This window comes from Micromonospora mangrovicola (genome assembly GCF_047200535.1).
GTDB lineage: Bacteria > Actinomycetota > Actinomycetes > Mycobacteriales > Micromonosporaceae > Micromonospora.
Genome location: NZ_JBJZOG010000087.1, coordinates 13799 through 27518, shown reverse-complemented (window position 1 = coordinate 27518; position 13720 = coordinate 13799). Strand labels below are relative to the sequence as shown.

The following is a 13720-nucleotide window of genomic DNA, read 5'->3' as shown; positions in this document are numbered from 1 at the left end:
CGACGACCACCCACCGATGCCCAACCCGCGACACCCCCACCCGCCGCAACCCGCGGTCGATCAACGCCCAGGGCGCACAGCCCGGACACGCGGGACATCGACCCCGGGCACGACACGTTCGAGGGATGCCGCTGCCTCCCGCCAGCTTGGGGCAGCGGCATCCCGAAGTCGCGCGCAGACCCTCAGCGGCGGCCGTGGCGGGCGCGCAGGTAGTCGGAGACCACGTACTCGCCGAGGTCGTCGAGGTCGGGCGTGAACATCCGGCCCTTCGATCGGCGGGCCACCGCGTCGACGAACCGCCGCAGGCCCGGGTCGTCGCCGAGCATGAACAGGTTCAGCGTGGCGCCGTACCGGGTGAGTTTGTCGACCTCCCGCACGGTCGCCTCGATCGTCTCGGGCAGCGGCGGCCAGTGGAAGTACGCCTCACCGTCCTCCGGATCCAGGTGCGCCGTGGGCTCACCGTCGGTGACCACGAGTACCACCGGCTCGGCGCCGGGGTGCCGGCGCAGGTGCCGCCCGGCCAGCCGCAGCGCGTGCTGGAGGTTGGTGCCCTGCCGCATGTCCGGCTCGATCGCGGCGAGTTCCTGCTGCGTGAGCGTGGTCGCCTCCAGGCCGAAGCCGACGATCTGCAGCGCGTCCTGCGGGAAGCGGGTCGCCACCAGGTGCGACAGGGCCAGCGCCGTCTGCTTCATCGGCCCCCAGCGGCCCTGGGAGATCATCGAGTACGACAGGTCGACGCAGAGCGCCACCGCCGCCGAGGCCCGCCGTTCGGTCTCCACCACCTCGAAGTCCTCGACCGCGAGCTGCACCGGCACCTGAGGCCCGGCCCGGCGTACCGCGCGGGTGATGGTGCGCACCACGTCCAGGGGCTGCTCGTCGCCGTACTCCCACTGCCGGGAGCCGCCGCTCACCTCGCCGGCCGCCCCGGCGGAGCGCAGGTCGTGCTGGCCGCGCGGGCCGGCGGTGAGGTCGGCGAAGACCCGCCGCAGGGCGGTGCCGGCGAGCCGGCGCAACGCCTTGGGGCTGAGCGTCAACCCCTCCGCGTCCCGGGTCACCCAGCCCTGCCGGCGCAGCTCCCGCTCCAGCTCGCGCAGCCGGCGCACGTCGTCGGCGGCGTCCCGGCCCAGCGTCCGGGCCACCGCGTCGACGTCGACGTCGTCCAGAGTGGCGCCGGGGTGCTCCTGGTCGAGGGAGTCCAGCAGCTCGTCCAGCTCGGCGATCTCGCCGAGCGCGCCGGTCGCCTCACCGTAGCCGAGCGGCTGGTCGCCCCGGACCCGCTCGCCGCGCTGCCAGTTCAGGTCGGGCCGCAGCGTCCGCAGATGAGCGTCGAGCTGCGACACCTCGCCGGCCAGCTGGTCGCCGAGCGACTGGTGCATCAGCCCGGCCAACTCCTCGCGCTGCCGGTCCGACAGCGACCGCATCAGCCGCTCGCCGGCCGCCGCCCGCCGCGCCAGCACGTCGACGAGTTCGTCGACGTCCTTCGGCTGTTCCGGGAAGAACTCGCCGTGCCGGCGCATGAACTCGGCGAACGCGTCGGTGGTGTCCTCCCCGCGGGCGTGCCGGGCGAGCAGGTCGTTGAGGTCGCGCATCATCTCGGCGAGCTGCCGCTGGGCGGCCGGGTCCGCGGCGGCCCGGGCCGCGTCCCGCAGCCCGGCGAAGCGCTGCTCCAGCACCTCGCCGCGCAGCCCGTCGAGGATCCGCTGGTAGGTGGCGCGGGCTTCGTCGCTGGCCCAGTCGTACCCGGACAGCTCCTCCACCGCGCGAGCGGTCGAGCGGGGCAGGTTGTCCAGCACCGTCTCGGCGAACCGGGCGTTGTCGTCGTCCCGCCCGCGCAGCTCCTCCCGCTCGGCGGCCAGGGCCTGGTCGAGCAGCGCCCGGGCGCGGGTCACCGCCCCGTCCAGGTCGCCCCGGCGCAGCGCCTCCCGGCGCAGCCGGCGGGCGCGGGCGGCCAGCTCGTCGAGGCCGCCGCGGCCCTGCGGGCCACGGCGCAGCAGGTCGCGCAGTGCGTCCCGCAGGCTGCCGCCGGCGAGCACCTCCGCGCCGACCGCGTCCACCGCGGTCCGTACGTCGTAGGGCGGGGCGAGCGGGTCGGGCCCGCCGCGCCACTGCCCGTACCGGAACCGGTTGCCGGCCACGGTCAGCCCCGACCGCCGTAGACGGTGCGCCCGGACTCGGTGACGTCCTTGCCCAGCCGGCGGGTCAGGTGCAGTCCTTCCAGCGCGAACTCGACCCCGGCGGCGGCCTCCTCCGGGGTCGGCGCGTCGCCCAGCCCGAGCCGGTCGAGCAGCTTGGCCAGCCCGGGCACCGTGCCGACCTGGCCCAGCAGCTCGGCGGCGGAGACCAGCTCGCCGGTCTCGATCTCGCCGCCCTCGGCGACCAGCGCGGTGAACCCGGAGAGGTCCAGCCCGGCCAGCCGGGCCCGGAACGTCTCGGCGGTGGCGGTACGCAGCAGGTGGGCCAGGACCTCGATCTCCCGCCCCTCCTCGCCGCTCTCGAACTCGACCTTGCCCCGCAGGGTGGAGGTCACCGAGACGGCGTCGCCGACCCGGGCGACCGGGGCCTCGGCGCGTTCGGCGGAGGCGGCGAGCAGGCCGGCGCGGCGCAGCGCGGCCGCGGCGACGGTCTCCGCGGCGGCGATGGCGAACCGGGCGGACACCCCGGAGCGCGGGTCCACCGACGGCGACTCCCGCACGGCGCGGGCGAACCGCGCGAGGACCTCCAGCACATGCTCGGGTACGGCGGCGACCAGGTCGGCCTCCTGCCGGATCAGCGCCAGCTCCAGGTCGAGGTCGACCGGGTAGTGGGTACGGATCTCCGCGCCGAAGCGGTCCTTCAGCGGGGTGATGATCCGGCCCCGGTTGGTGTAGTCCTCCGGGTTGGCGCTGGCCACCAGGAGCAGGTCCAGCGGCAGCCGCAGCTGGTAGCCGCGGACCTGGATGTCCCGCTCCTCCAGCACGTTGAGCAGCGCCACCTGGATACGTTCGGCCAGGTCGGGCAGCTCGTTGACGGCGAAGACGCCGCGGTTGGTGCGCGGCACAAGTCCGAAGTGGATGGTTTCCGGGTCGCCGAGGGTGCGCCCCTGGGCCAGCCGGATCGGGTCGACGTCGCCGATCAGGTCACCGACGCTGGTGTCCGGGGTGGCGAGCTTCTCGCCGTACCGCATCGAGCGGTGCAGCCAGCCGACCGGCAGCTCGTCGCCGTGCTCGGCGACGAGCGCGCGGGAGGCGGGGGTGAGCGGGTGCATCGGGTGCTCGTTGAGCACCGAGCCGGGGATCACCGGGGTCCACTCGTCGAGCAGCGCGCCCAGCGAACGGATCAGCCGGGTCTTGCCCTGGCCGCGCTCGCCGAGCAGCACCATGTCGTGGCCGGCGAGCAGCGCCCGCTCGACCTCGGGCAGCACCGTGTCCTCGTAGCCCACGATGCCGGGGAAGCGCTCCTCGCCGGAGCGCATCCGGGCGAGAAGGTTGTCGCGGATCTCCTGCTTGACCGTGCGGTAGTGATGGCCGGACGTCCGCAGCGCGCCGAGCGTGGCCGGCAGTTCGGCGGGCGGGACCGGGGAAACCTGGTTGGGAGCGGTCACCCGGCCAACGCTATCTCGGTCGGATGACCGCGTGCCCACTTCCGGTTCACGCCCCGGGGATCGGGCCCGCCCCGGGCCGCCGGCAGCGGGCGCAGACCCCACGCCGACGCAGGTGGTACGCCAGGGTGGCGGCGCCGAGCGCCGGGCCCCACAGCGGCCAGAGCAGCATCGGGGCGGTGGCCGCGCCGAACCCTCCGGCCAGCCGCCAGAACTCGGGGGTGGCCAGCTCGCCGAGGGTGCCGGCGGTCACCGCGATGGCTACCAGGGTGCCCGGGACGACGGCGAGCAGCGGAGGCACCCGCCGGCCGCCCAGCCGGGGCAGCCGGCGCGGGAAGACCTCGCCCCAGCGCCGTACCAGCCCGAGGGTGAGCACCGCCCCGACCGTGGCGAACGCACCGAGGCCGGCCCCGGCCCAGACCAGTCCGGTCTCGTGCAGCTCGGCGAGGAACTCCCGGGAGATGCCGAGCGGGAGACCCACCGCCCAGGCGAACCGGGTGCCGGCGTACACCAGGGGGATGGCGGCGGCGGTCCAGGCGGCCCAGCGGCCCCAGCGGGCGGCGGTCGCCGGGGTGGTCCAGCCGGCCTCCTCGCCGTCCCGACCGCACGCCGCGCACGCCCCGGCGGTACGCCGCTGCCAGGCCAGTACGGCGGCGGCGAGCAGCACCCCGGCGGCGAGGGCGGAGAACTTCGCCGCGAGGGTCCAGTCGAAGATCCGGGCGTAGTCGACGGGTGGCCAGCCGAACGGCGCGCCGACGATCAGCATGGGCAGGTAGCCGAGGATGACCAGCACCCGCACATCCGGCACGACGACGGCCAGCACAGCCGCCACGGTCCAGCCGTACCCGAGCAGGAGCGCCCGCAGCGGCCGGGAGGGGCGGGCGGTGCCCGCCATGGCGAGCGCGGCCACCGCGGCGCCGAGCAGCAGCGCGGCGAAGGCCGGCGGGCCGTACCGGACCGGCAGCAGCCGCAGCAGGCTGGCCTCGCCGTTCGCGTCGTTCCCGCCGAACGGGTAGCCGCGGCCGGTCAGCGTGCCGGCCAGGGCGACCGCGCCCCACAGTCCGAGCCAGCCGGCGGCGAAGGGGGCGATTCTCCTCGATGTGGTGGTCATGGTTCCACCCTCGGCCGGGCCGGCCCGGGACCCCTCCCGCGCCGGGAGGGCCCCCCTCCCCCGCCGGGGGGAGCGGCTCAGCCGGTCGGCACCACGAAGCCCGACTCGTACGCGGCGATCACCGCCTGGGTCCGGTCCCGCACGCCCACCTTGGCCAGCACGTTGCCGACGTGCGTCTTGACCGTCTCCACCCCGACCACGAGCCGCTCGGCGATCTCGGTGTTGGACAGCCCGGTGGCCATCAGGCGCAGCACCTCGGCCTCCCGGTCGGTGAGCCGCGCCGCGCGCAGCCCGTCCCCGCCCCGGCCCCCGTACGCACCGACGAGCTGGCGGATCGCCGCCGGGAAGAGCAACGACTCCCCGGCCGCGACCACCCGGATCGCCTCCACCACCTCGGCCGGGCGGGCCCGCTTGAGCAGGAAGCCGCTGGCCCCGGCGCGCAGCGCGTCGTAGACGTACTCGTCGTTGGCGAAGGTGGTGATCACCAGGATCCGGGGCGGATCGGCGGAGGTGGCGAGCAGCCGCCGGGTGGCCTGGATGCCGTCGATGGCCGGCATCCGGACGTCCATCAGCACCACCCGGGGCCGCAGCTTCGCGACCAGTGGGGGCACCTCCGCGCCGTCCGCCGCCTCGCCGACCACCCGCAGGTCGGGCTGGGCGTCGACGATCGCCCGCAGCCCGACCCGGATCAGCTCGTCGTCGTCGACGACCAGCACATCGATGGTCATCCGGATTCCCCTCTCGGCAGCGGCAGCGACGCCCGTACCCGCCAGCGGTCGCCGTCCGGGCCGGCGTCGAGCCGCCCGCCGAGCAGCAGCACCCGCTCCCGCATGCCGTCCAGGCCACGCCCGCCGCCACGCGACCCGGCCCCGCCGCGCAGCCCGTTGACCAGCTCGATCTCCAAGTCCCGACAACTCCGGCCCGGCGCGTCCGACGCCGCGCCGCGCGCCGGAGCCGTCGCCTGGGGCACGTCGATCCGCAGCGCCACCGGGCCACGGCCGTGCCGGGCCGCGTTGGTCAGGCCCTCCTGGACGATCCGGTAGCCCTCCCGGGAGACGACCGGCGGCAGCCCGCCGACCGCCCCGCTGACCCGCGCCTCCACCTGGAGACCGGCGGCGCGGGTGTCGGCGACCAGGCGGTCGAGGTGACCGAGCGTCCGTTGCGGCGCGGTGGGCACCCGCTCCCGCTCCCTCCCGGCGCTCTCCCGGAGCAGCCCGAGCACGTGGTCCAGGTCGTCCATCGCGTGCCGGCTGGTCTCCTCGATGGCCAGCAGCGCCCGGCGGGTGAACTCCGGATCGACGTCGAGCAGTTCCCGGGCGGCCCCGGCCTGGAGGGTGGCCACGGTCAACGCGTGCCCGACCGAGTCGTGCAGCTCCCGGGCCAGCCGGTTCCGCTCGGCGAGCCGGGCGGTCCGGGCCTCCAGGGCGGCGATCCGCTCGCCCTGAGAAGGGCCGAGCAGCACCGGGGCCATGGACGCGGCGAGCGCGCCCAGCCCGGCCACCGCGTACCCGAGCGCGACCAGCACCGCCACCCCGGTCAGCGTGGCGGCGACCGGGTTGTCCGGGCCCAGCGGGCCGAGGGCGTCATCGGCGGTCGCGCCGGTGTCGAGGCCGAACTGCCCGGCCAGGAAGACCAGCGCCATCGGGAACGCACTGATCGCCGCGAACAGCACCAGGCCACCACTGACCAGGTGCAGCGCGATCCAGAGCGCGGCGCGCAGCCGGGTCTCCCGGTCGATCCGATGGCCGAGCGCCGGCTCCGCCAGGTCGACCGCGAGCAGCGCGCGGGCGGCGGCGACCTCCAACGTACGGCTGCCGGCGAGGAACACCGGCACCGCCGCGATCACCGCGGCCACCAGCAGCAGCCCGAACCCGAGCGGGCGGGGCACCCCGCCGTCGCCGAACAGTTGGACGAAGGTCGCCGCGAGCAGCGCGTACGGCAGCGCGAGCACCCCGCCGAGCAGCAGGAAGACCCCGCGCCGCCAGGTGCTCCCCCGCACCAGCGGCCGCAGCACACCCCGGACCGTCACCCGGCCATTCTCCCGCCGGCGGTCACCCCGCCGACTCCCCCACGATGGGGAGATCCCGGCTCGGGGCGGCCACCCGGTGGTGCGGTCACCGCCTTCGGCCCGGCCGGCGATCCGGCGATGCCGCTGGCAGAGTCACCGCCATGCCGAACCGTCAGGACAGCTACTCACGCCACGCCGACGCCCCGGTTCACCTCGAGCCCCACGACGCGGCATGGCCCCGGCGGTTCGCCGAGGAGGCCGGCACCCGCACGACCGGGAGGCGTACACCGAGGGCAAGACCGACCTGATCGGGAAACTGACCGGGGCGGCCCGGCGCCGGCCGTGACCGCCCGGAGCGGGTCGGGCTGCCCCGGAACCCCCGGCGCAGGAGTCACCGATGATCGGTCACATACTTCTCCGGGTTCTTGTCCAGGAAGGGCAGGTTCCGGCCGTTCTTGTGCTCGCCGTAGAACGTCAACCACCGCGCCCCCAGTTCGGCGCGCAGCTCGACGCTGGCGTGCCTGCGGAAGTCCGGCAGCGCCTCGTCCTCCTCCTCGGCGAGGTGTTCGCTGTTCTCCCGGCGGGCCCGCCACACCGCCGCCCACCACTCGTCGGAGCCGACCTCGTACCGCTTCGAATCGGCGATCGCATCCCGGATCTTGTTGTGGTCGCCGATCGCGTCCTCGGTCTCGTCCTCGCCGTCGTCCCCGTGCCGGACCAGGTGCGGGTAGAGGATCGCCTCCTCCGCCTCGGCGTGGATGTCCAGGTGCAGGGCGAGCGCCTCCCAGACGGCAAGCAGTTCGGTCGGGTCGCGGGCGTCGTCGAGCCGGGCGAAGCCACGCCGGAAGGCGGCGTGGTCGTCGAGGATCAGCGCGGTGATGTCGTCCATCGTGGTTCACCTTCCGGTACGGGCACGGATCAGCTTGGGTACGGCGGCCAGCCCGGTGACCGGCCGGAACGCGTGGGCGGCGGTGACGAGGGCGGCGTACTCGTCGTCGGCCAGGTCGATCTCGGCGGCGGCCGCGTTGCGCTCCACCTGCTCCACCCCGGACGCGCCGGGGATGGCCACCACGTTCGGGTGGCGCAGCAGGTAGGCCAGGGCGATCTGGCTGGGCGTGGCGTCGTGCGCGTCGGCCACCTCGCGCAGGGTGGCGATCAGGTCGGTGCCGCGTTCCAGGTTCTCCGGCAGGAAGTACGGGTTGGCCCGGCGGATCGCCCCGCTCGGCGGGTTCTTCGCGTCGTAGCGGCCGGACAGGAAGCCCTGCGCGAGCGGGCTGTACGCGATGACGATCCGGCCGGCCTCCGCCGCGTACGGGATCAGGTCCTGCTCGGGGCGGCGGTCGACCATGCTGTAGCGGACCTGGTTGCTCAGCACCCGGCGGCCGAGCGCCGCCTCGGCGGACCGCCAGCGGCGCAGGTTGTAGTTGCTGACCCCCACCTCGCCGACCAGCCCGACGTCCTGCAGGACCCGCATGCCGCGCATGGTGGTGGTGTCGGCGACCACCGGGTTGGGCTGGTGCACCTGGTAGAGGTCGATGCCGGTGACGCCGAGCCGGGCGGCGGAGGCGACCGCCCGCTGCTGCACGACGGCGGCGACCGGCAGCACCGGGAAGATCTTGGTGGCCACCACGACCTTGGCCCGGTCCTCGCCGAGCGCCGCGCCGAGGATGCGCTCGCTGCGCCCGAAGCCGTAGATCTCGGCGGTGTCGAACAGGGTGATGCCGAGGTCGAGGGCCCGCCGCACGATCTGGGCGGCCCGGCGCTCGTAGTCGGGGCCGTAGCCCCACTCCCGGGACCCGAACTGCCAGGTACCCAGGCCGATCTTGGAGATGGGCCGGGGAGTGTCGAGCGGGACGAAGCGCATGGCCTCGAAGCTACCCAAAACGGCGGTCCGGCATGCCCGTTCCGGGCGCGCCGGCACGACGGCCCGGTGGATCTCCCGGCGGCCCGCGCCGCCGGCGCCCGTACCCTGTGGATCGATGCGGACCCGGGCGCGGAGCCCTGCTACCGGCACGTCGGCGCGGCCCCCGCCGGCACATCGATCTCCCCGTCCACCGGCCGGGAGCTGCCCCGCCTGCGCCGCGACCTGTGACCGGCGGCCACTAGGGTCGGGGCGTGACCTACCTCGCCGCTGATCAGCGTTACGACTCGATGCCCTACCGGCGCACCGGGCGCAGCGGGCTGCGCCTGCCCGCCATCTCCCTCGGGCTGTGGCACAACTTCGGGCCGGACCGGCCGGCGGAGCGGCAGCGGGACATCGTCCGGCGCGCCTTCGACCTCGGCATAACCCACTTCGACCTGGCCAACAACTACGGCCCGCCGCCCGGGGCGGCGGAGGCGAACTTCGGCCGGATGCTCGCCACTGACCTGAAGCCGTACCGGGACGAGCTGGTGATCTCCAGCAAGGCGGGCTACCTGATGTGGCCCGGCCCGTACGGCGAGTGGGGTTCCCGCAAGTACCTGATCTCGTCCCTGGACCAGTCGCTGCGCCGGATGGGGCTGGACTACGTCGACATCTTCTACTCGCACCGGTTCGACCCGGACACTCCGCTGGAGGAGACGATGGGCGCGCTCGACGCGATCGTCCGCTCCGGCAAGGCGCTCTACGTCGGCATCTCCAACTACAACTCGGAGCAGACCGCCCGGGCCGCCGCGATCCTGCGCGAACTGGGCACGCCGCTGCTGATCAACCAGCCGTCATACTCGATGCTCAACCGCTGGACCGAGGACGACGGGCTGCTGGACACCCTGGCGGAGACCGGGGCGGGCTGCATCGCGTACAGCCCGCTGGCGCAGGGCCTGCTCACCGACCGCTACCTGGGCGGCATCCCCGCGGACTCGCGAGTGCGGACCAGCGTCTTCCTCAACGAGAGCGACCTGACCGCGGAGAAGATGGCCACCATCCGCGGGCTGGCCGAGGTCGCCGAGCGGCGCGGCCAGAGCCTGGCCCAGCTCGCCCTGGTCTGGGCGCTGCGCGACCCCCGGATGACCAGCCTGATCATCGGGGCCAGCAGCGTGGCCCAGCTGGAGGGGAACGTCGCCGCACTGGACAACCTCGACCTCACCGCCGAGGAGCTGGCCGAGATCGAGCGCCACCTCGGCTGACTGTGTTGTCGGACCGCGCCGCTAACGTCCGTCTCCGGAGTGCCGCGGCGGTGCGGTCCGGAGACGAAAGGCAGGTCCGATGGGCGCGTCCGGCTGGAGCTACACCGTCCCCTGGCAGGCCGACCCGGACGCGGCGCTGCGGGAACTGCACAAGCGGGTCTTCGCCGAGGGCGACTACTGGTGGGCCGAGGGCGGCTACTGGGTCAGCAACGAGGACGTCCCGGCGGAGAAGCGGGCGGCCGTCCCGCCGCCGGCCTCGCTGACCGATTTGATCGCTGCGGAGCAGGTCGCCTACGACGGCACCCACTCGATCCTCGACATGGCCCGGGTCCTGCGCCCAGGCGAGGAACCCGGGCACTGCACGGTCGAGATGGTCACCGCTGACGAGTCCCGGCGGACGGCCGGCACCGACCGGCCGACCCGGGACCACCTCGACGCCCTGGACGACCTCGTCCGGGGCCGGTGGATGGGCCGGTGCGTGGTGCTGCACCACGCCGCCGGCGATCCGGCCGAGCTGCACTTCTGGGGCTACTCGGGGGACTGACCTCACCAGACCCGGCGACGGCCGGCGCGGTGGTTGCGGATCCCGCAGGGCCGGCCGACCGGGGCGCTGCCGGCCTGGCGCCGCCGCAGCCCGACCGCCGCCGCCAGCAGCGCGGCGACCCCCACCGCCGCCCCGACCACCAGCGGCCGGCGGGCGCCGCCGGTGTCGGTCACCGCCGCCACCGGCACCCCCTGCGCGGGTACGTCCGCCCCGGTGCCGGCCGAGGCCGGCCCGACGGTGCGCGGCGGGGCCGCCGGGGTCACCGCAGCCCCGCCGCGCGCCCCGGAGGGAGCGCCCGCCGCCGGCCGGAACACCACGTCGGAGCAGGAGTAGTAGGTGTCCTGGGTGCTGGAGTTCTGCCAGATGACGTAGATGATGTGCCGCCCGCTCCGCCCCGACGGCAGCCGCCCCGACATCTGGTACGCGCCGTCGCGGATGGGCGGGTCGGTGACCGTCAGGAACGGCTTCTTTTCCAGGTCCGTCCAGGCCAGCCGCCGCAGCGGGTCGTACGAGCCGGTGGTGACGTAGATGCGGAAGGTGCCCCTGTGCGGGATCGTGGTCCGGTAGCGGAAGGTGAACCGGGCACCGGCGGTGAGCGTGGTGGCCGGCCAGTCGGCGCGCGGCAGGTCCAGCCCCCGGTACGCGGACAGCCCACCGCTGCACAGCTCCCCGTCCGGGATGCGTTCCCGGTCCCGGCCGTCGACCCGGGCGACCCGGATGTTGTCCCACTCGCGCACGGCGGCCCCTGCGGCGACGGCCGCCCGGCAGACCGGCGTGCCCGCCCGGCCGCCCTCCGGGCCGCAGGCCGCCGCCCGGCTCAGCGGGCTGACGGGGGCACCGTGCGCGGCGGCGGGCGCGGCGGTGAGCAGCAGGGTCGCGGCGGCAGCCGCGACCGCGGCGAACGTTCGGCGTACGGCCATGTGATCGACCTCCGCCCCCTGGTACGGACCGGCGACGGCATCGGTTCGACAGGCGCGCGGGACAGCCGACTCAGCGATACATTGCCCTGATTGGATGCCGCCATGTCCTCACCGTCGAGGACAGGGAAGAGGGACGCCATGTCACGTCTCACCCGCCTCCTGACCACTCTGCTGCTGGGCACCGTCGCCGTCGCCGTCACCGCCGCCCCGGCGCGGGCGGCCGACCCGGTCGACCTGGTCCTGTCCGCCTCCGGCCAGCCGGACCCGGTCCAGGCCTGGGCGACCGTCACCTACCAGGCCACCGTCCTCAACCGGGGCCCCGGGGCGGCCACCGCCACCGTGGTGACCGCGCCGCTGCCCGCCGGTACCTCGTTCCTCGCCGCCGACTCGGACTCCCGGTGCGCCGGCACACCGACCCTGGTCACCTGCGACCTGGGCACCCTGCCGGCGTCGGCCGCGGCGAGCCCGCTGATCATCGCGCTCCGCCCGACCGAGGCGGGCCTGCTATCGGTCACCTTCACCGCGTCCGCCGCCGAGCCCGACGCCGACCTGTCCGACAACACGCGGACGGTGACCACGACGGTCGACGCCCCCACCGAGGCCGACCTCGCGCTCCAGCTGAGCCCGCCGCTCGCCACGGTCTACGCGGGAGCCACCTTCTTCATCGGCGTGGAGGTCACCAACGCCGGTCCCGCGCCCGCCACCGGCGTCACCACCACCCTGCGGATGCCGGCCGGCCTGACCGTCCTCTCGGGCGCGTCGTGCGTTACGGAGGGAACGGGCAGCGTCTGCACTCGGGGCGGCTCGTCGCTGCCCCCGTCCGCCGGCGAGTCGGGTCCGATCGCGCTGACCGCCGCCGGGCCGGGCGACTGGACCATCTCCGGCTCCGTCACGGCGGACCAGCCGGACCCCCAGCCGGCTGACAACGCCGCCTCGACCACGTTCACCACCCTGCCCGCCGCGAACCTCGCCGTGGCGATCGGCGAGTCCGCCGACCCGACGCCACCGGGGCGGCCGTTCACCTGGACGCTGACGGTCACCAACCACGGTCCGTCGCCGTCCGCCGTGCAGCTGACGCACGAGTGGTCGACCACGGTGTCCGGCGGCCTCGCCCTGCTCTCCGTCGGGGCATCGCAGGGCGGCTGCCAGCTACCCGTCACCGGGCGGATGGAATGCGACCTGGGCCTGCTGCCGGACGGTGCGACCACGACCGTGACGGTCACGCTGCGCCCGCAGGGCCCGGGCACGGTCACCGGCCGGACCCGGGCCATCGGCGACGAGTACGACCCCGATCCGACCGACAACGCGGTCGAGGAGACCACCACCGTGAGGTGAGCGGGCGCCCGCCTGCTGGGAGCACGCCGCGGCCGGGCGGGTGGTGGCCCTACCGTGTTCGGCATGCGGGTGGCCGTCTTCAGCACCAAGCCGTACGACCGGGACTTCCTCACCACGGCGAACGCCGCGGCCGGGCACGATCTGGTCCTGCTGGAGCCGCGGCTCTCGGTGGAGACCGCGGCCCTGGCGGCGGGCGCGGACGCCGTCTGCGCCTTCGTCAACGACGACCTGGGCGCGCCGGTGCTGGATCGGCTGGCGGAGGCCGGCGTGCGGCTCGTGGCCCTGCAGTCGGCGGGCTACAACCACGTCGACGTGGCTGCCGCGACCCGGCTGGGGATCACCGTGGTCCGGGTCCCGGAGTACTCGCCGTACGCGGTCGCCGAGCACTGCGTGGGGCTCGTGCTCGCCCTCAACCGCAAGATCCACCGGGCGTACAACCGGGTCCGCGAGCACAATTTCGCGCTGACCGGGCTGCTCGGCTTCGACCTGCACGGCAAGACCGTCGGCGTGGTCGGCACCGGCCGGATCGGGGTCTGCGTGGCCCGGATCATGGCCGGGTTCGGTTGCCGGGTGCTGGCCAGCGACCCGTACCCGAACGACGAGGCGCTCGCCGCCGGCGTCACCTACGTGCCGCTGAAGACGCTGCTCGCCGAGTCGCACGTGGTCACCCTGCACTGCCCGCTGACCCCGGACACGCACCATCTGATCGACGAGGAGCGGATCTCGCAGATGCGCCCCGGGGTGATGCTGATCAACACGAGCCGGGGCGCGCTGGTCGACACCCGGGCCGTCATCCGGGGACTGAAGAGCGGCCGGATCGGCCACCTCGGCCTCGACGTCTACGAGGAGGAGACGGACCTGTTCTTCGAGGACCTCTCCGACCAGATGCTCCGGGACGACGACTTCTCCCGGCTGAGCACCTTCCCGAACGTACTGATCACCGGTCACCAGGCGTTCTTCACCGAGGAGGCGATGCACAACATCGCCGCCACCACCATCGCCAACCTCACCGCCGTGGAGCGTGAGGGCGCCGACGGGGTCACCGGGCCGGCCCGGGTCTGCTGACCGAACGAACGACCGGGACGGCGCTGGGCCACCCCGGGCCCTACAGTGACGGGCA

Annotated in this window: 13 protein-coding genes; 5 read left to right on the top strand and 8 right to left on the bottom strand. The window is 74.7% G+C overall.

Annotation, left to right across the window (positions count from 1 at the left end):
- Positions 1–182: 182 nt before the first annotated feature.
- From ACL02O_RS26285 to ACL02O_RS26255, 7 genes are all read right to left on the bottom strand, one after another.
- Positions 183–2135: a vWA domain-containing protein gene (locus tag ACL02O_RS26285; RefSeq protein WP_412820839.1), complete on the bottom strand. Its 1953-nt coding sequence runs from the start codon at positions 2133–2135 to the stop codon at positions 183–185.
- Between the two features lie 2 nt (positions 2136–2137).
- Positions 2138–3580, bottom strand: coding sequence for a magnesium chelatase (locus tag ACL02O_RS26280; protein WP_412820838.1), 1443 nt, complete (start codon positions 3578–3580; stop codon positions 2138–2140).
- Between the two features lie 46 nt (positions 3581–3626).
- Entirely contained in the window at positions 3627–4688 is a 1062-nt protein-coding gene (locus tag ACL02O_RS26275) for a hypothetical protein (RefSeq protein ID WP_412820837.1), read from the bottom strand.
- Between the two features lie 77 nt (positions 4689–4765).
- Positions 4766–5416, bottom strand: coding sequence for a response regulator (locus tag ACL02O_RS26270; RefSeq protein ID WP_412820836.1), 651 nt, complete (start codon positions 5414–5416; stop codon positions 4766–4768).
- Positions 5413–6717: a sensor histidine kinase gene (locus ACL02O_RS26265; RefSeq protein ID WP_412820835.1), complete on the bottom strand. Its 1305-nt coding sequence runs from the start codon at positions 6715–6717 to the stop codon at positions 5413–5415. The genes ACL02O_RS26270 and ACL02O_RS26265 overlap by 4 nt, the downstream gene beginning before the upstream one ends.
- 370 nt (positions 6718–7087) lie before the next feature.
- Entirely contained in the window at positions 7088–7585 is a 498-nt protein-coding gene (locus ACL02O_RS26260) for a hemerythrin domain-containing protein (RefSeq protein WP_412820834.1), read from the bottom strand.
- A 6-nt stretch (positions 7586–7591) separates the two neighbouring features.
- Positions 7592–8560 carry an aldo/keto reductase gene (locus ACL02O_RS26255; RefSeq protein WP_412820833.1) on the bottom strand — a complete coding sequence of 323 codons (969 nt, stop codon included), beginning with the start codon at positions 8558–8560 and terminating at the stop codon, positions 7592–7594.
- A 66-nt stretch (positions 8561–8626) separates the two neighbouring features.
- Between ACL02O_RS26255 and ACL02O_RS26250 the strand changes: the two genes are divergently transcribed.
- From ACL02O_RS26250 to ACL02O_RS26240, 3 genes are all read left to right on the top strand, one after another.
- The gene (locus ACL02O_RS26250; protein WP_412820832.1) at positions 8627–8788 is read left to right on the top strand and encodes a hypothetical protein; all 162 of its coding nucleotides are present in this window, start codon (positions 8627–8629) and stop codon (positions 8786–8788) included.
- Between the two features lie 23 nt (positions 8789–8811).
- Positions 8812–9801 (top strand): L-glyceraldehyde 3-phosphate reductase, encoded by a 990-nt coding sequence (gene mgrA / locus ACL02O_RS26245; RefSeq protein WP_412820831.1) that lies wholly within the window; start codon positions 8812–8814, stop codon positions 9799–9801.
- Positions 9802–9880: 79 nt separating this feature from the next.
- The gene (locus ACL02O_RS26240; RefSeq protein WP_412820830.1) at positions 9881–10345 is read left to right on the top strand and encodes a hypothetical protein; all 465 of its coding nucleotides are present in this window, start codon (positions 9881–9883) and stop codon (positions 10343–10345) included.
- A gap of 2 nt (positions 10346–10347) precedes the next feature.
- Here ACL02O_RS26240 and ACL02O_RS26235 read toward each other — a convergent pair whose 3' ends face one another.
- Positions 10348–11265, bottom strand: a complete 918-nt coding sequence (locus ACL02O_RS26235; protein ID WP_412820829.1) for a lytic polysaccharide monooxygenase auxiliary activity family 9 protein — start codon at positions 11263–11265, stop codon at positions 10348–10350.
- 138 nt (positions 11266–11403) lie between these two features.
- Between ACL02O_RS26235 and ACL02O_RS26230 the strand changes: the two genes are divergently transcribed.
- Both ACL02O_RS26230 and ACL02O_RS26225 read left to right on the top strand, forming a co-directional pair.
- Positions 11404–12600, top strand: coding sequence for a hypothetical protein (locus ACL02O_RS26230; protein ID WP_412820828.1), 1197 nt, complete (start codon positions 11404–11406; stop codon positions 12598–12600).
- A 63-nt stretch (positions 12601–12663) separates the two neighbouring features.
- Positions 12664–13665, top strand: a complete 1002-nt coding sequence (locus ACL02O_RS26225; RefSeq protein WP_412820827.1) for a 2-hydroxyacid dehydrogenase — start codon at positions 12664–12666, stop codon at positions 13663–13665.
- The last annotated feature ends 55 nt before the right edge of the window (positions 13666–13720 follow it).

Bases quoted from the DNA above. Each gene is read 5' to 3' on its own strand.
- ACL02O_RS26235 (WP_412820829.1), bottom strand. From the start codon at position 11,265: ATGGCCGTACGCCGAACGTTCGCCGCGGTCGCGGCTGCCGCCGCGACC.
- ACL02O_RS26230 (WP_412820828.1), top strand. From the start codon at position 11,404: ATGTCACGTCTCACCCGCCTCCTGACCACTCTGCTGCTGGGCACCGTC.
- ACL02O_RS26240 (WP_412820830.1), top strand. From the start codon at position 9,881: ATGGGCGCGTCCGGCTGGAGCTACACCGTCCCCTGGCAGGCCGACCCG.
- ACL02O_RS26270 (WP_412820836.1), bottom strand. From the start codon at position 5,416: ATGACCATCGATGTGCTGGTCGTCGACGACGACGAGCTGATCCGGGTC.
- ACL02O_RS26260 (WP_412820834.1), bottom strand. From the start codon at position 7,585: ATGGACGACATCACCGCGCTGATCCTCGACGACCACGCCGCCTTCCGG.
- ACL02O_RS26275 (WP_412820837.1), bottom strand. From the start codon at position 4,688: ATGACCACCACATCGAGGAGAATCGCCCCCTTCGCCGCCGGCTGGCTC.
- ACL02O_RS26225 (WP_412820827.1), top strand. From the start codon at position 12,664: ATGCGGGTGGCCGTCTTCAGCACCAAGCCGTACGACCGGGACTTCCTC.
- ACL02O_RS26255 (WP_412820833.1), bottom strand. From the start codon at position 8,560: ATGCGCTTCGTCCCGCTCGACACTCCCCGGCCCATCTCCAAGATCGGC.